The sequence below is a fragment of the Lentzea sp. NPDC037011 genome, assembly GCF_055607425.1.
This window is the reverse complement of the sequence record NZ_JBVJRT010000003.1, coordinates 231,350-247,310: the sequence shown is the minus strand read 5'-3', so window position 1 is coordinate 247,310 and position 15,961 is coordinate 231,350. Positions and strand designations below refer to the sequence as shown.

The 15,961-nt window shown below is 71.9% G+C and carries 14 protein-coding genes; 9 read left to right on the top strand and 5 right to left on the bottom strand.

Going from position 1 to position 15,961, the window contains the following annotated elements:
- Positions 1-25 precede the first annotated feature (25 nt).
- On the bottom strand, positions 26-778 hold the full coding sequence (locus ACZ7CH_RS09730) for a DUF427 domain-containing protein (protein WP_470373585.1): 753 nt from the start codon (positions 776-778) through the stop codon (positions 26-28).
- 334 nt (positions 779-1,112) lie between these two features.
- Between ACZ7CH_RS09730 and ACZ7CH_RS09725 the strand changes: the two genes are divergently transcribed.
- Both ACZ7CH_RS09725 and ACZ7CH_RS09720 read left to right on the top strand, forming a co-directional pair.
- The gene (locus ACZ7CH_RS09725) at positions 1,113-2,621 is read left to right on the top strand and encodes an alpha/beta hydrolase (protein ID WP_470373584.1); all 1,509 of its coding nucleotides are present in this window, start codon (positions 1,113-1,115) and stop codon (positions 2,619-2,621) included.
- 36 nt (positions 2,622-2,657) lie between these two features.
- A complete protein-coding gene (locus tag ACZ7CH_RS09720; protein WP_470373583.1) occupies positions 2,658-4,139 on the top strand; it encodes an alpha/beta hydrolase in 1,482 nt (493 codons plus the stop codon).
- A gap of 120 nt (positions 4,140-4,259) precedes the next feature.
- Here the strand turns inward: ACZ7CH_RS09720 and ACZ7CH_RS09715 are convergent, their stop codons facing one another.
- Complete coding sequence (locus ACZ7CH_RS09715; protein ID WP_360389772.1) at positions 4,260-5,198, bottom strand: sigma-70 family RNA polymerase sigma factor; 939 nt, start codon at positions 5,196-5,198, stop codon at positions 4,260-4,262.
- A gap of 64 nt (positions 5,199-5,262) precedes the next feature.
- On the bottom strand, positions 5,263-6,546 hold the full coding sequence (locus ACZ7CH_RS09710; protein WP_470373582.1) for a hemolysin family protein: 1,284 nt from the start codon (positions 6,544-6,546) through the stop codon (positions 5,263-5,265).
- A gap of 91 nt (positions 6,547-6,637) precedes the next feature.
- Between ACZ7CH_RS09710 and ACZ7CH_RS09705 the strand changes: the two genes are divergently transcribed.
- The 4 genes from ACZ7CH_RS09705 (at position 6,638) to ACZ7CH_RS09690 (ending at position 9,574) form a co-directional block, all read left to right on the top strand.
- Complete coding sequence (locus ACZ7CH_RS09705; RefSeq protein WP_458431700.1) at positions 6,638-7,027, top strand: ATP-binding protein; 390 nt, start codon at positions 6,638-6,640, stop codon at positions 7,025-7,027.
- A 93-nt stretch (positions 7,028-7,120) separates the two neighbouring features.
- Positions 7,121-7,861 (top strand): hypothetical protein, encoded by a 741-nt coding sequence (locus ACZ7CH_RS09700; protein WP_458431699.1) that lies wholly within the window; start codon positions 7,121-7,123, stop codon positions 7,859-7,861.
- A 10-nt stretch (positions 7,862-7,871) separates the two neighbouring features.
- The gene (locus ACZ7CH_RS09695; RefSeq protein WP_470373581.1) at positions 7,872-8,972 is read left to right on the top strand and encodes a sensor histidine kinase; all 1,101 of its coding nucleotides are present in this window, start codon (positions 7,872-7,874) and stop codon (positions 8,970-8,972) included.
- Complete coding sequence (locus ACZ7CH_RS09690; protein WP_470373580.1) at positions 8,969-9,574, top strand: response regulator transcription factor; 606 nt, start codon at positions 8,969-8,971, stop codon at positions 9,572-9,574. The genes ACZ7CH_RS09695 and ACZ7CH_RS09690 overlap by 4 nt, the downstream gene beginning before the upstream one ends.
- Here ACZ7CH_RS09690 and ACZ7CH_RS09685 read toward each other — a convergent pair.
- Positions 9,571-10,212: a GntR family transcriptional regulator gene (locus tag ACZ7CH_RS09685; protein ID WP_360389789.1), complete on the bottom strand. Its 642-nt coding sequence runs from the start codon at positions 10,210-10,212 to the stop codon at positions 9,571-9,573. The genes ACZ7CH_RS09690 and ACZ7CH_RS09685 overlap by 4 nt on opposite strands.
- Before the next feature lie 109 nt (positions 10,213-10,321).
- On the opposite strand from ACZ7CH_RS09685, the gene ACZ7CH_RS09680 reads away from it, so the two are divergent.
- Together ACZ7CH_RS09680 and ACZ7CH_RS09675 are read left to right on the top strand one after the other, a co-directional pair.
- Positions 10,322-10,708, top strand: coding sequence for a VOC family protein (locus ACZ7CH_RS09680; RefSeq protein ID WP_458434378.1), 387 nt, complete (start codon positions 10,322-10,324; stop codon positions 10,706-10,708).
- Between the two features lie 100 nt (positions 10,709-10,808).
- Positions 10,809-12,056, top strand: coding sequence for a cytochrome P450 (locus ACZ7CH_RS09675; RefSeq protein ID WP_360389795.1), 1,248 nt, complete (start codon positions 10,809-10,811; stop codon positions 12,054-12,056).
- On the opposite strand, the gene ACZ7CH_RS09670 is transcribed toward ACZ7CH_RS09675, so the two are convergent.
- The gene (locus ACZ7CH_RS09670) at positions 12,040-12,636 is read right to left on the bottom strand and encodes a TetR/AcrR family transcriptional regulator (RefSeq protein ID WP_470373579.1); all 597 of its coding nucleotides are present in this window, start codon (positions 12,634-12,636) and stop codon (positions 12,040-12,042) included. The two genes, ACZ7CH_RS09675 and ACZ7CH_RS09670, sit on opposite strands and share 17 nt — an antisense overlap.
- A gap of 196 nt (positions 12,637-12,832) precedes the next feature.
- Here ACZ7CH_RS09670 and ACZ7CH_RS09665 point away from each other — a divergent pair, with 196 nt between their 5' ends.
- Positions 12,833-15,931 carry a S8 family peptidase gene (locus ACZ7CH_RS09665; RefSeq protein ID WP_470373578.1) on the top strand — a complete coding sequence of 1,033 codons (3,099 nt, stop codon included), beginning with the start codon at positions 12,833-12,835 and terminating at the stop codon, positions 15,929-15,931.
- Positions 15,932-15,961 lie beyond the last annotated feature (30 nt).

Below are 15,961 nucleotides of genomic sequence, written 5' to 3'. Positions count from 1 at the left end.
GAAGGGTCTCGTCGGCGCGTGCTGGTCACGACCAGGGCGACTTCGGCCGTTCCTGCAGCTCACCGTCCAGGTGCAGGTCGACCTTCTCGCTGTAGAAGCACGCCAGCCCGGCGACCTTCTGGCTCTCCGGCAGCGGGGTGCGGTAGATCCACACGAGGTCCTCGTGCAGGACCCCGCCGATCTCGACCGACCAGTACGTCGCCGTGCCCTTGTACGGGCACCGCGTCTGCGTGGCGGAGGGGCGGAGCAGGTCGAACCGGACATCACTCAACGGCAGGTAGTACCTCGGTGGCAAGCCGGTTTCGAAGAGGACGCGCGGCTGGGCCGAGGCCGCCAGCGTGACGCCGTTCAACGCCACCCGCACGTGCCGCGAGCTGTTCAGCACGTCCACGCGCGTGTACGGGTCGCGCGGGTGGACGTAGACCGGCTCGTCCTCCTCCAGCCACTCGTCCATCGCCGCGAACTCGAACCGCACGAGGCCCCTCAGTTCCTCGACCGGCGAGCCGGGGTAGGTGAGCGCGACTCCCTCGGCCACTCCGCCCCTGGTGACCACGTCGTGCAGCACGCCCTCGCCCCGGCTCGGCGAGTGCCGCGTCTCCCCCGTCGGCCTCAGCTCGGCACGCACGGACGCCAGCGGCAGGTAGTACGCCGGGTAGTGCGGGATCTCCCAAACCAGCCGCGGCGCGGTCGTGTCCGCGACCAGCTCGCCACCGGAGTACGTGCGGACCCGCTTCGCCGAGTGCTCCACGCGCACGCGGCCACGCTGCTCGTTGTCCATGTACCGGCACAACAAGACGCGATCGGCGGCTGTTCCGCGGCCCGCCCTCGGCGCGGGGCGCAAATCGCTCGATCGGGTATCACCTACTGGGGTACAAGGAAGGTGAAATCCCGGTCGGCGTCGTTGGGGGGTCAACGACCTTGCCTACGCTCCTCGCATGCCGGAGGAAACCGACAAGGCTGGTCCGACACCTCCCGCCGCACCGGCGGGACCGGTCGTCATGAGCACGCCGATCCACGACCAGATCGCCGCTCAGCTGGGAGTTCGTCAAAAGCATCGACGGCCCGACTGATCACGGCTATGAATGGCTCCTCAGCCCGCTGGAAGGGGAGCCATGCGCGCGTTCGTGCCCAGGTTGGTCGCGGCGGTCGCGGTCGCGGTGTCCACCCTCGCGCCCGCACCACCCGCGTGGGCCGCGGTGCCGCCGATCGCCTGGCAGGCGTGCGGCCCCGACCACCCCGGCTTCGAGTGCGCGCAGCTCGTGGTGCCGCTCGACCACGACCACCCGCGCGGCGCCACGACGACGCTCGCGCTGACCCGCCTGCCCGCCGCGGACCCGGCGCGGCGGATCGGGTCGCTGCTGTTCAACCCCGGCGGCCCCGGTGCCTCCGGCCTCGACTACACGTGGGCGTGGGGCGCCCGGATGTCGGCGGGGACCCAGGGCCGGTTCGACGTGGTCGGCTTCGACCCGCGCGGCATCGGCCGGTCGGACCCGTTGCGCTGCTTCGCCTCCGAGCAGGAGCGCGCCGAGTACCTGGCCGACCTGCCGCTGTTCCCCTACCGGCCGTCGATGCAACGGCCGTTCTTCGACCGGTACCGTGCCCTGGCCGCCAAGTGCGACCAGCCGATCGCACGGCACATGAGCACCGCCGACGTCGCACGCGACATGGACCTGCTGCGCCGCGCGCTGGGTGATCGCAAGCTCACGTACTTCGGCCACTCCTACGGCTCGTACCTCGGCACGACGTACGCGAACCTGTTCCCCGGCAACGTCCGCGCGCTCGCGATCGACGGCGTGCTGGACCCCGAGCGGTACTCGAGCGGCCGTCAGATCGAGTCGGACCGCGTCGCCGGCGAGGAAGTGCTCGACGAGTTCTTCCGGCTCTGCGACGAGGCCGCCTGCCCGCTCGCACCCGCCTCGCGGGAGCGTTACGACGCGTTGCTCGCCGCCGCGCGGGCCAATCCGGTCCAGCTCGGCGACGAGGTGTGGACCTACGACCAGATCGTGGGCCACGCACGACTCACCGGGTACGCATCGGAGCTGTGGACGGTCATCGCGACCACGCTCGCCCAACTCGCCGATGCCGCGGCTGAACCTGGCGTCACCGCACTCGTGACTCCGCCTTACGACAACATGTTCGACGCCAACCTCGGCAACATGTGCGCGGACATCGAGTTCCCGCGCAACTTCGAGACCTACCGCGCCATCGGGCGTTATGCGGAGGCAGGTTCCGAGTTCGGCCCGTACTGGTGGTGGACGAACTCGGCGTGCGCCGACTGGCCAGCAAACGAAGACCGTTACACGGGCCCGTGGACCGCGCACACGTCCGCACCGGTACTGGTGGTGGGTGGCTACTTCGACGGAGGAACGGACTACCGCGGCGCACAGGCCGTGGCCCGGCAACTGCCCAACAGCCGGCTGCTGTCGTACGCGGGCTGGGGACACGTGTCGTGGCGGCGCAGCCAGTGCGCGGCCGACCACATCTACGCGTACCTGCTGGACGTGACGCTGCCCGCGCCTGGCACGGTGTGCCCGGCGAACCCCAACCCGTTCAGCACTGCGCCGTCCCAGTCGGTCGAAGACGACTTTCGTCGCTACACGCACCCCGCCGCAGCGAGATAGGAAGAGCGCTCCTGGCTGACACGAGGGGACTCGTCCATGCGAACAACCGCGCTCGTCGCGCTCGCAGCGCTCATGGTCACGCTCACCCCGGTGGCGCACGCCGAGCAGGGCGCGCCCGGGATCGACTGGCAGGCCTGCGGACCGGAGCACCCCGGCTTCGAGTGCGGCACGGTCCGCGTGCCGCTCGACCACGACGACCCGCGCGGCGCCACGACCACCGTGGCGCTGACCCGCAAGCCCGCCACCGACAAGGCCCGCCGCATCGGGTCGCTGTTCCTCAACCCCGGTGGTCCCGGCGGGTCCGGCGTCGACCTGGCCCACTCGATCGGCGACCAGCTCTCGGCCGCACTGCGGGGCCGCTTCGACGTGGTCGGCTTCGACCCGCGTGGCGTCGGCCGCTCCGACCCGCTGCACTGCTTCCCGAGTGAGGAGGCCCTGGACGAGTTCTTCGAGGGCCTGCCCGGCTTCCCGTACCGGGCGGCGCAGGAGCGCCCGTTCTTCGACCGCTACCGCGCCCTCGGCCCGAAGTGCCGCTCCGGCGAGCCCATCGCCCGCCACATGAGCACCGCCGACGTGGCCCGCGACCTGGACCTGCTCCGCAGCGCCGTCGGTGACCGCAAGCTCACCTACCTCGGCTTCTCCTACGGCTCGTTCCTCGGCACGACGTACGCGAACCTGTTCCCCCGCAACGTCCGCGCGCTCGCGATCGACGGCGTGCTCAACCCCGTGCTGTGGTCGGGCGGCCGCCAGATCGAGTCGGACCGCATCGCCGGCAAGGAGGTGTTCGACGAGTTCCTGCGCCTGTGCGACGAGGCGGCGTGCCCCCTCGCCCCGAACTCAGCCCAGCGCTGGAAGGCCTTGCTCGCCGCGGCGAAGGCCAAGCCGATCCAGCTGGGCGACCAGACCTACACCTACGACGCCATCATCGGCACGGCCATCGGCACCGGCTACGCCCCCGACGCCTGGCCCGCCATCGCCGCCCTGCTCGACAGGCTCTCCGACGCTTCCACCGGCACCGTGCTGACCGCCGCGGAACCGGACTACGACAACTTCTTCGACGCCTACAACGGCAACGCGTGCGCCGACATCGAGTACCCGCGCAACTTCGAGACCTACCGCGCCATCGGGCGTTATGCCGAGGCGGGTTCGGAGTTCGGCCCGTACTGGTGGTGGGGCAACGCCGCGTGCGCGAACTGGCCCACGAACCCCGACCGCTACACGGGCCCGTGGAACGCCCGCACCTCCGCACCGGTACTGGTGGTGGGCAACTACTTCGACGGTGCGACCGACTACCGCGGTGCGCAGGCCGTGGCCCGTCAGCTGCCCAACAGCCGGTTGCTCACCTACGCGGGATGGGGTCACACGGCTTATGGGGTCAGTGCGTGCATCACGGACCACATGAACGCGTACCTGCTCGACGTGAAGCTGCCTGCGGCGGGCACGGTGTGCGCGGCCAACCCGAATCCGCACCTGCCCGGTTCGGCGGCGTCCGTGCCGTTGTACAAACACCGCCGCTGACCACTCGCCGCCTCATCGCTGCCCAGGCATCTGCAAGTACTTGCAGATGCCTGGGCAGCGGGGGCGGGCCGATGGGCCTGTGGGGCGTTCGTGCGCGGTTGTGAGACAGCACAGGCGGCTTTAGCCGGCGAGAGCGAAGAGCTCCTCCGGGCGGCCGGTGGACTTCAGGACGGCCAGCGACTGCTTCTCCAGCTGGCGGATCCGTTCACGGGTCAGGCCGAGCTCGTCGGCGACCTCCTGCAGCGTCCGCTCCCGGCCGTCCTCCAGGCCGAAGCGCAGCCGCATGATCCGCCCCTGGCGCTCGGGCAGGACCTCCAGCAGCGACCGCACGCCCTCGACGAACTCCTGCTGCTCCACCAGGTCCGGCGCCGACACACCGTCACCGTCCTGGATCAGGTCGCCCAGCACCGAGTCGCCCTCGTCGCCGACCGGCGTCTCCAGCGACACGCACGTGCGGGCCGCGTCGCGCAGGTCATGCACGCGCTGCGCGGACACCTTGGCGTGCGCGGCGATCTCCTCCACGGTGGCCTCGCGACCGAACTCGGCGGAGAGCTTCTGCCCGATCCGGTTGAGCTTGTTGACCTCTTCCACGACGTGCACCGGCAGGCGCACGGTGCGGGTCTGGTCGGCCAGACCGCGTTCGATGGCCTGGCGGATCCACCACATGGCGTAGGTGGAGAACTTGTAACCCTTGGCGTAGTCGAACTTCTCGACCGCGCGGATCAGGCCCAGGTTGCCCTCCTGCACCACGTCCAGGAACGGCAGGCCGCGGAACGAGTGCTTCTTCGCGACCGACACGACCAGGCGCAGGTTCGCGCGGATCATGTGGTCCTTCGCGCGCTCGCCCTCGGCGACCAGCCGGCGCAGCGTGCGCCGGTCCCGCGTGGTGTCGCCGGAGTCGAGCAGCTGCTGTGCGTACAGGCCGACCTCGATCGCCTTTGCGAGCACGACCTCCTCCGCGGCGGTGAGCAGCGGCGTGCTGCCCACGTCGCGCAGGTACTGGCCGACCAGGTCCGCGTCCTGCTGTCCGGACGCGCGGTTCTTCAGTTCTGCAGGCATGACAGATCCCCCGTTTCCGATTGGCAGGTGGTGCGGGCGAGCTGGCCGCCTCTGGTGTAACGGTTCAGACCTCTTGGTCATTCCGCGTTTTCGGTTGTGACCTCAGCCTCACCCGTGTGATCGCGTGGTGTTCCACGCGTTGCACGGTGATCTCCCAGCCGGAGACGTGCACCACGTCTCCGGGTCCTTCCGGGATTCTCCCGAGGACCACCAGGACCAGACCCGCGATCGTCGCGTAGTCCCCCTCCGGTGCCTCCGGCAGCTCGACCCCGATGTCAACGAGGTCGTGCACCGGAAAAGTTCCCGGCAGGATCAGCGAACCGTCCGCTTCGGTGCGGACGTTCGCGACATCGCGGTCCGTCTCGTCGTAGATCTCACCGACGACCTCCTCGAGCAGGTCCTCCAGCGCGACGATGCCGTCCACCGCGCCGTGCTCGTCCACCACGAGCGCGAGCTGTTCGCGCTCGGCCTTCATGCGGCGCAACGCGTCGGTCACGCGCAACGAGTCCGGCAGCATCAGTGCGGGCCGGGCCACGTCCTTCAACGCCGCCGTGTCGTCCAGCACGTCGCGCAGGTGCACGACGCCGATCACGTCGTCCAGGTGGCCGTCCCGCACCACCGGCGCCCGTGAGTGCCCGGACTGGGCCAGGGTTTCCCTCGCCACGGGGATGGTCAAACTCGCGTCGAGCACAACCACCTGCCGACGGGGCACCAGCACCTCGCGCAGCCGCCGTTCGTGGATCTCCAGCGCACCGGTCATGATCTCCCGCTGCTCGGCGTTCAGGTGCTTCTGCACGGCCACCAGCTCGCGCAGCTCGTCGGGTGACATCTGCTCCTCGTCGGCGTTCGGGTCGCCGCCGAACACGCGCACCACGAGGTCGGTCGCCTTGCTGAGCAGCCACACGGCCGGGCGGGAGACGGTCGACAGCACGTCGAGCGGCCGGGCGATGATCTTCGACCAGCGCACCGCGTACTGCATCGCGAGCCGCTTGGGCGCGAGCTCGCCGAACACCAGCGTGACGAACGTCAACAGGATCGTCACCAGCGCGATCGCCACGCCGTTCGCCGCGCTGCCGAGGAACTCCAGCGCGGGCACCAGCGGCTGCGCGAGCGACACCGCCGCGGTCGCGGAGGCGAGGAACCCGGACAGCGTGATGCCGATCTGGATGGTCGCGAAGAACCTGTTCGGATCCCGTGCCAGTCGCACGAGCGTGCGGTGCCCATCCCGTTCCAGCGCGCGCAACTGCCCCTCACGCAGCGACACCAACGCCATCTCGCTGCCCGCGAACGCAGCGTTCAACAACACCAGCACTCCGACCAGCGCAAGGTCGAACCCGAAGCCGTCCATGCGTTTGGGTTAGCACCCGCAGTGGTATTTCGCGACCTGACGGCCGTCTTGAGCAGCCAGGGCAGCCAGAACGTGAACGGGGTGGATCGAGATGGACGCTCCCGAGGTGCTCCGCACCTCAGCGCGATATCCCCTGCCCGACTCCGACCCGGATCTGGCAGACCTGCGCTCGTGGGCTTCGACGTTGCTGGCCGACCTGTCCGAGGACGTGCTGCTGGACGTGCAACTGGTGTGCACCGAACTGGCCAGCAACGCTTATGAGCACGCGGCCGCTCCACGGGTGGTGCGCATGTCACGCACCGATGAGGTCATTCGCGTCGAGGTCGAGGACGGGACACCCGCCGAACTGCCGCAGCTGGGCGAGTCGCGCATCGCCGACTCCCGCGGGCGTGGCTTGGTGTTGGTCGCCCATCTCTCTCGTTGCTGGGGTACGCGCGAGGCCGCCGACGGCAAGACCGTCTGGGCGGAGATCAGCGTCTGAGCTCAGGCGCACGGTTCGGCTGTGCGTTTCGCACGGTGAAGACATGACATCGCGCGGATGGATGTTGCCGGGCGTCGGTTCGACGCTCAGTGCATGACAACGACGACAACTTCCGCGGTCCGGCCGCTGGTGCGCCACGGCGTCGAGATGCTCGTGGCGATGCTCCTGGGAATGTCCCTGCTGGGACCCCTGTGGACGCCGGACTCGATCGAGCTCACCGTCCTGTGGATGGCTGTGTCGATGTCCGTGCCGATGGCGCTGTGGATGCGCTATCGCGGTCATGGGCGCGTGGTGGAGATGTGCGCCGCGATGGCGGTGCCGTACCTCGTGCTGTTGGTGCCCTACTGGTCGGGTGCGGTGGACCGCGATGCCGTGCTCATGGGCGGTCACCTGCTCATGGTGCCCGCGATGATCTTCGTGCTGGTCCGCTACCGCCACGAGCACGGCGTCGCGTCCACCAACCCGGCCATCCGGTTCCTGGGCGACCGTTGGCCGACGATGGTCGCGCTGGCGCTGACGTTCGACTTCTGGCAGGCGGCGCTGGTGCCCCCGGTGTGGACGCTGCTGGTGTGCCAGGCCGTCTACCTGATGTGGGGCCGGCGGGCACCGCGCGTGCAGCTGGCCGTGTTCGGGGCCTACGCGGCGCTCGCGGCCGTGGTCACCACCTCGTCGGCCGACCTCGGCGTGGTGCTGATCGCCGCCGGGTGGGGCGCGCACGCCGTCTGGGACCTCGTGCACCACGTCCGCAACGCCGTCGTGCCGCGCTGGTGGTCGGAGTTCTGCGGGGTGTTCGACCTGGTCGTGGCGGTCACCATCATGATCGCGTGGCTCTAGGGTGGTGGCGGTGACCGAGCTTTCCCGGACCGAGCTATCCCGGACCGATCCGGCACGGGCTGCGTTGCGCTGGACGCTGCACTCGCTGTGGGCGGCCTCGCTGGTCGTGCCGCTCGTCGCGGTGCTGCGCGAGCCGACGGCCACGCGCTGGCTCGGCGGGCTGGGCCTGGTGCTGCTCGCGGCGGCGTGCGTGGTGGCGGTGCGCACCGGGACGTTCTGGGTCCTGGGTGCGGCCGCACTGGTGTCGATCCCGCTCGTGGCGCCGGTCGGACCGGCCGGTCTGCACCCGTGGGCGTGGGTCGGCGGGGTCGCGGCGGGGTTCGCGCCGCTGCTGCTCACCGGCGTGTGGCGGTGGGCGGCGGCAGTCGCCGGGGTGGCGCTGGCGGGGGTGGTGGGGTTCGCCGTCGGTGGCATGCCCGCGACCCACCTGCTGATCGCCGCCTCGGTCGCGGCCACGGTGATCGCGATGGCCGGGCTGCCGACGTGGTACGCCGGGCTGCTGGAGCAGGCGCGGGCGGGCCGGGAGGCGCGGGCGGCGCTGGCGGTGAGCGAGGAACGGCTGCGGTTCGCCCGCGACGTGCACGACCTGCTCGGGCACCGGCTGACCGTGATCGCGCTGAAGGCCGAGCTGGCCGGGCGGCTCGCCGGCACGGACCCGCAGCGGGCGGCGGCCGAGGCGTTCGAGGCGCAGCGGCTGGCGTCCTCGGCGCTGAGCGAGGTGCGCGCCGCCGTGGACGGCTACCGGGCGGTCGACCTGGCCGAGCAGCTGGCGGCGGTGCGCGGCGTCCTGCGGGAGGCCGGCATCCGGTGCACGGTCCCCGACAGTGGCGGCCTCACCGGTGACAGCGCCACCCAGCTCGCGCTGGCGGTGCGGGAGGCCTGCACCAACGTGCTGCGCCACAGCAGGGCGACGTGGTGCATCATCGACCTCGCCGAGCGGGACGGGGAGGTGCTGATGACGGTCACGAACGACGGCGTCGACCCGGACGCGCCCGAACGCGGGGGCAACGGCCTGCGCGGCCTGGGCGAACGGCTGGCCGCGCACGGCGGCCGGATCTCCGGCGAGCGCTCGGCCGGCACCTTCACGCTGCGGGTCGTGGTGCCCGCGTGATCAGGGTGCTGCTGGCCGACGACGAGGAGCTCATCCGCGACGCCCTCGCCGCGCTGCTCGACCTCGAACCGGACCTGTCGGTGGTGGCCAGCGCCGGTGACGGCCGCGCCGCCGTCGACGCGGCGCTGGCCCACCGCCCCGACGTCGCCGTGGTGGACCTCCAGATGCCCGCCCTGGACGGCTTGGAGGTCACCGCGGAGCTCGCCCGCGTGCTGCCGTCGTGCGCCGTCGTGGTCCTGACCGGCCGCGGCCGCCCGCCGCACCTGCAGCAGGCCCTGCGGGCGGGCGCGAAGGGCTTCCTGCCCAAGGGCTCCCCCGGCGGCACGCTCGCCGACGTCATCCGCCGCGTGCACTCCGGGTCCCGCTGGGTCGACCCGGCGCTCGCGGCCGACGCGCTCGCCGCTCCCCCGTGCCCGCTGACGCAGCGCGAGCTGGAGGTGGTGCGGCTCAGCGGGTTCGGCACCCCGGTGGCGCAGATCGCGGCCCGCACGTCGCTGTCACCGGGCACGGTCCGCAACCACCTGTCGGCCGCGGTGGCCAAGCTGGGCGTGGCCGGCCGGGGTGAGGCGTTCCAGGTGGCGCAGGAACACGGCTGGCTCTAGTTCGACGTCAGCACGTCGAACGCGTGCTTGCGGTGCACCGCGAAGAGTTGCAGAGCACCCTCGACGTCCCCGGCCCGCAAGGCTTCCACCAGCGCACGGTGTTCGTCACGCACGTGCTCCAGGTAGCCCTCCGTGCTCACCGCAACGCGCGTGAGCAGGAACAGGTGCACCTGCGACCGGATGGCCTCCCAGGCGTGCACGAGCCGTGAGTGGTCGGCGGCGGCGTAGACGGCGTCGTGGAACTCGATGTCCAGCTGCACCATCTCGTGCGGGGTGCGGGCGCGTTCCATCTCCTGCGCGGCCTTCTCGACGGCGGTGAGGTCGGCGGCGGTGTCGACGACCCGGCGCACCGCGAGCACCTCCAGGGCGCCGCGCAGGCTGTCGAGCTCGGCCACGTCGCGGGCCGACAGCTCGGCGACCGTCGCGCCGCGGTGCCAGCCGGTGCGGACGAGCCCCTCGCGTTCCAGCTGCTGCAGCGCCTCGCGGACCGGGCCGCGGCTGACCTCCAGCGCCTCGGCCAGCTCCACCTCGCGCAGCGGGCTGCCGGGCGGGTAGCGGCCGTCGAAGATCGCCGTCCGGATCGCGTCCGCGACCTCGCTGCTCAGGCCGCGCCTGCGGGCGGGCTCCAACCGTGCCATGGCGCAATGTTAACAAGCGCACATTCCACCGACCAGCCTCGTTGTCTTAATGTCAACATTCAGACAACAGAAAGGCGCCAGCGTGAGCATCCCCCGCTTCCACCTCGCCATGCCCGTCGACGACCTCGCCGCCGCCCGCGCGTTCTACGGCGGCGTCCTCGGTCTCGACGAGGGCCGCAGCTCCGACACCTGGATCGACTGGAACCTGCACGGCCACCAGTTCGTCACGCACCTGGCCCCGCGGGTCGAGCGGGTGCACAACCCGGTCGACGGGCACGACGTGCCGGTGCCGCACTTCGGGTTGCTCCTCACGCCCGACGAGTTCCAGGTCCTCGCCGCGAGGCTCACGGCGGCCGGCACGCGGTTCGTCATCGAGCCCTACCTGCGCTTCGCGGGGCTGCCCGGCGAGCAGTGGACGATGTTCCTGCTGGACCCGGCGGGCAACGCGCTGGAGTTCAAGGCGTTCGCCGACGACGCGCAGGTGTTCGCGACGTAAAGGGCGGCCAAAAATCTTGCACGATGCGCAAGTTTCGGTAGCGTGGAGGTGACACCGAGCGACGGCCCCGTCACGCGGGGCCGGGGACGGGAGCGCTTCCATGACCACGGCAGAGCGGCAACGCACCGCGCAGGAGCTGATCCGGCCCCAGCTGCCCGCTGAGCTGACCCGGCGCGGCCGGTGCCCGTTCGACCCGGCGAAGGGGCTGCTGGAGCTGAGCGGGCAGGGGCCGGTGCACCGGGTCGAGCACGGCGGCGAGGCGGTCTGGGTCGTCACCGGGCACGACGAGGCGCGGGCGGTGCTGGCCGACCCGCGGATGAGCGCCGACCGGTTCGGCAACCCGCGGGTGCGGGCGCGGATGTCGCCGGAGCTGTTCAACGAGATCTTCCCGCCCGAGCGCCGCGCCGGGTCGTTCATCTCGATGGACGCCCCCGAGCACACCCGCTACCGGCGGATGCTGACCGGGCAGTTCACCGTGCGGCGCATGCGGCAGCTGGAGCCGCGCGTGCACGAGATCGTGACGCAGCAGCTGGACGCGATGGTCGCCGCGGGCCCGCCGTCGGACCTGGTGCACGACTTCGCTCTGCCGGTGCCGTCGCTGGTGATCTGCGAGCTGCTGGGCGTCGACTACGGCGACCGCGACGAGTTCCAGCGCACCACCTCGAAGCTGCTCAGCCTGACGACCACGATCGACGAGCAGATCAAGGTCGGCACCGAGCTGCGGCGCTTCATGCAGGGCCTGGTGCGCGCCAAGAGGGCCAAGCCCACCGACGACCTGCTGTCCGGCCTGGTCACCGAGACCGACCTGACCGAGGACGAGCTGGTCGGCATCGCGAACCTGCTGCTGATCGCGGGCCACGAGACGACAGCGAACATGCTGGCGCTGGGCACGTTCGCGCTGCTCGAACACCCGGAGCAGCTGGAGCTGCTGCGGGCCCGGCCCGAGCTCACCGAGAACGCGGTCGAGGAGCTGCTGCGCTACCTGTCGATCATCGCGTTCGGCGTGCCGCGGTTCGCGAAGGAGGAGAGCGAGGTCGGCGGTGTCACGATCCCCGCGGGTGAGACGGTCCTCGTGGCCGTGCCGGCGGTGAACCGCAGCCCCGAGCAGTACGAGGACCCGCACGAGCTGCGCGTCGACCGGCCGCGCGGGCACCACCTGGCGTTCGGGCACGGCATCCACCAGTGCCTGGGCCAGCAGCTCGCCCGCGTCGAGATGGTCGTCGGCTTCACCGAGCTGCTGCGCAGGCTTCCCGGCCTCAGGCTGGCCGTGCCCGCGACGGAGGTGCCGCTGCGCACCGACATGGCGATCTACGGCGTGCACGCGCTCCCGGTCAGCTGGGACGCGTGAGGCCGGTGCCGAGCTGGTCGATCCACCGGTCGATCAGCTCGGCACCCGACCACGTCCTGGTCGCCTCCGGCGAGTCGAGCCACCACTGCACGACCGAGCGCAGCGACGACGTGATCATCGAGGCCGCCACCACCGGGTAGGGGTCGACCTCCGGGTCCAGGCCGGTCCGCTCGGCGATCACCGCGGTCAGCTCCTGCTCGCGCGTCGAGTAGGCCGCGAGGACGTGCGGCAGCAGCGCGGGCGTGCGGCGCAGCTCCCGCAGCTGCCGCAACCGGTCGAGGTCGAGGTGCTCGGGGAACGTGGACTGCAGTGCCGCCCGCAGCGCGGCCAGCAGCGGTTCCTCCGCCGGGCGGGACGCGAACGCGCGCACGAACGCCTCGGCCGCCGTGGAGTCACCGGCGACCACGGCCTCCTCCTTGGACGAGAAGTAGTTGAAGAACGTCCGCAGCGACACCCCGGCCGCGTGCGCGATCTGCTCCACGGTCACGCCGTCGAGGCCGTGCTGCACGCACAGGCTCCGCGCGGCGTCCCCCAACGCCTCCCGTGTCGCCGCCTTCTTGCGCTCCCGCAGGCCAGTCATGCCGCACACCCTAGGTCCTCGCGCCTGTCGGCGCCGTAACCGGGCGACGCGCGCGGACCTGCTGAGACGGTTGACCGAACCATCGAGCGCAGGTGTCAAAATTGGTCTGGACCGGATCTGCTCCGATCCCTTGTCACCCGCGTGAACACCTCACTACGGTCCGTGAGATCGCTCTCACAGACCCACGGAGGACCGGGTGCGCGTACTCGGAGTCGTCGTACTGACCGGTGCCCTGCTCACCGCGGTCCAGGCCACCGCCGCACCCCCGCAGCCGCCGCGGACCACCGCCGGCGCCGCACCGGTCACGCTGATCACCGGCGACCGGGTGCTGCCCGGTCAGCGCGCGGTGCAGCCGGCGCCGGGCCGGGAGCGCGTGCTGTTCACCTCGTACACGGCGGGCGGGCGGGAGTTCGTGGTGCCGGACGACGCCATGCCGTTCATCGCCGACGGCCGCCTCGACGAGCGGCTGTTCGACGTCACCGAGCTCGCGGGCCACGGCGGCGCGCTGCCGGTGATCGTCACCTACCCCGAGGGGGCGCCGCGGGCCCACTCCGGGCTGGACCTGCCCAGCATCAACGGTGTCGCGTTCGACGCGGCCAGGACGCCGGTCACGGGACTGACCGCGGCGGGCACGTTCTCCCTGTCCGGTGTGGAGAAGGTCTGGCTGGACGCGAAGCGCCACGCCACCCTCGACCGGAGCGTGCGGCAGATCGGCGCCCCCGCCGCGCACGCCGCCGGGTACACCGGTGCGGGCACGACGGTCGCGGTGCTCGACACCGGCGTCGACCAGACCCACCCGGACCTCGCCGACCGCGAGATCGGCGAGCGGAACTTCACCGGCTCGCCGGACGCCGGTGACCACCACGGTCACGGCACGCACGTCGCGAGCATCATCGCGGGCACCGGCGCGCGGTCCGGCGGCAAGTACCGCGGTGTCGCGCCGGACGCCCGCATCCTCGACGTGAAGGTGCTGGGCGACAACGGGTCCGGGCAGGACAGCCAGATCATCGCCGGCATGGAGTGGGCCGTCGAGCAGGGCGCCCAGGTCGTGAACATGAGCCTCGGCGGCTTCGACACCCCCGAGGTCGAGCCGCTGGAGGAGGCCGTCAACCGGCTCACCGCCGAGAAGGGCACGCTGTTCGTGGTCGCGGCGGGCAACAGCGGTCCCGCGGGCGGCACGCTCGGCTCCCCCGGCACCGCCGACGCCGCGCTGACCGTCGGTGCGGTCGACGACCGGGACCGGGTCGCCGAGTTCTCGAGCCGCGGCCCGGCGCAGGCAGGCACGCTGAAGCCGGACCTGACCGCGCCGGGTGTGGGCATCGTCGCCGCCCTGCACTCCGACGGCCGCATCGGCGCCCCCGTCGAACCCGGCTACACCGCGCTCGACGGCACCTCGATGGCCACCCCGCACGTGGCGGGCGCGGCGGCGTTGCTGCGCCAGCGGCACCCCGGCCTGAGCGGTCCCCAGCTCAAGGCGCGGCTGACCGGCAGCGCCACGCCGGCCGCGGGCGCGACGCCGTTCGAGCAGGGCTCCGGCCGCGTCGACGTCGCGAAGGCCATCGCGCGGAACGTGACGAGCTCGCCCGGCAGCCTGAGCTTCGGCCGGCACCTCTGGCCGCACACCGGCGAACCCGTGGTGGCCAAGGAGATCGCCTACACCAACGCGGGCACGGCACCGGTCACGCTCGACCTCACCACCGACACGAACGGCGCGGTCTTCTCCGTCTCGCCGGCACAGCTGACCGTTCCCGCCGGCGGCACCGCCACCGCCACCGTGACCGCGGACGTCGCGCGGCAGCCCGCCGGTGGCGTGGTCGGCGGCGCGGTCGTCGCGTCCGGCGTCCGCACGGCCGTCGTGGTGGACCTGGAGAAGGAGAGCTACGACCTCACGATCAACGCCGTCGACCGCACCGGCGCCAAACCGGGCCACCTCAGCGCGTTCCTCGTGAACGTCGGCACCGGCGCCCGCGCGTGGCCCGGCAGCGCCACCGGCGTCGTGCGCGTCGAGAAGGGCGACTACCTCCTCAGCGGCAGCGTCCTGGGCTCCGCGGAGTGGACGCACGACTCGTTCAGCTACCCGAACCTGAGCGTGACCGGCCCGATGACGATCGACCTGGACGCCCGCACGGCCAGGCCGGTCGACGTCACGCCGCCGGTCGACGCGCGGCTCAGCCTGCTGCAGACCGGTTTCGAGCGGGTGCACGGCGGAACCGCCTACACCGTCGGCAACTTCTCCGTCGGCGGCTCGATCGCGCACCTCGGCCTCGCGCACCTCGGCCCGGACTCGGAGGAGGTCACCGGTCAGGTCGCCACGTTCTGGACCGCAGGCACCGACTTCTACGGCCTGGCCTGGTACCGCGCCGGCGGCACGTTCACCGGGCTGTCGAAGACCGTGGCCGCGAAGGACCTCGCCGTGGTGAAGGTCGACCTGCCCCCGTTGCGGGACGGCCAGACCGCCACCATCGGCCACACGGTCGCCCCTCGCGGCCGTGCAGCGTGGACCTACGGCTCGCTCGACGCCCTGGTGCCCGGCCCGCGCACGGAGTACTACGGCGGTGAGGGGGCCGACTGGTCGCGCCGCCTGACCCTGTTCTCCCCGGCCGGCTACGCGGGCACCCTCGACGGCCCGCTGCGCCACTACCGCCCCGGCAGGCACTACGGGGAACCGTTCCACCGCGCCGTCTTCGGCCCCGCCCTGCCCGCGACCCGCGACGTGCCGCACTCGTTCCGCACCGGCGACCTGGTCCGGGTGACGATCCCGCTGTTCGGCGACTCCGCGGGCAACGCCGGGTACAGCCCGGTCACCTCGGCCCGCACGACGGTCCTCCGCGACGGCGTCCGCGAGTTCGAGACCGGCGAACCCGGCTGGGCGGTGTACGACACCGCGCCGGGCGAGGCCGGGTACGAGGTCGTCACCGAGGCCGTCCGCGACAGCGCGCTGAGCACGAAGGTCTCGGGCAGGTGGACGTTCCGCTCGGGCACGACCTCCGACCGGACCGCCCTGCCGCTGTCGGTGGTCCGCTTCACCCCGGAGCTCGACGACAACGGCACCGCACCCGCCGGCCGCGCGTGGGGCGTGCCGGTCACCACCCAGTCGCTGACCGGCGACGTGCGGGTGACGTCGGTCGAGGTCTCCTACGACGGCGGCACGACGTGGAAGTCCACCCCGGTGCACGGCAACCGCCTGCTGCTGGCGCACCCGCGGGACGCGAAGTCGGTGTCGCTGCGCGCCCGCGCGGTGGGAAGCGGGCAGACGGTGGAGCAGACGATCATCAACGCCTACCTGCTGCGGTGACGCGCTGAGCCGGTCCGCGTGCCCTGGCAG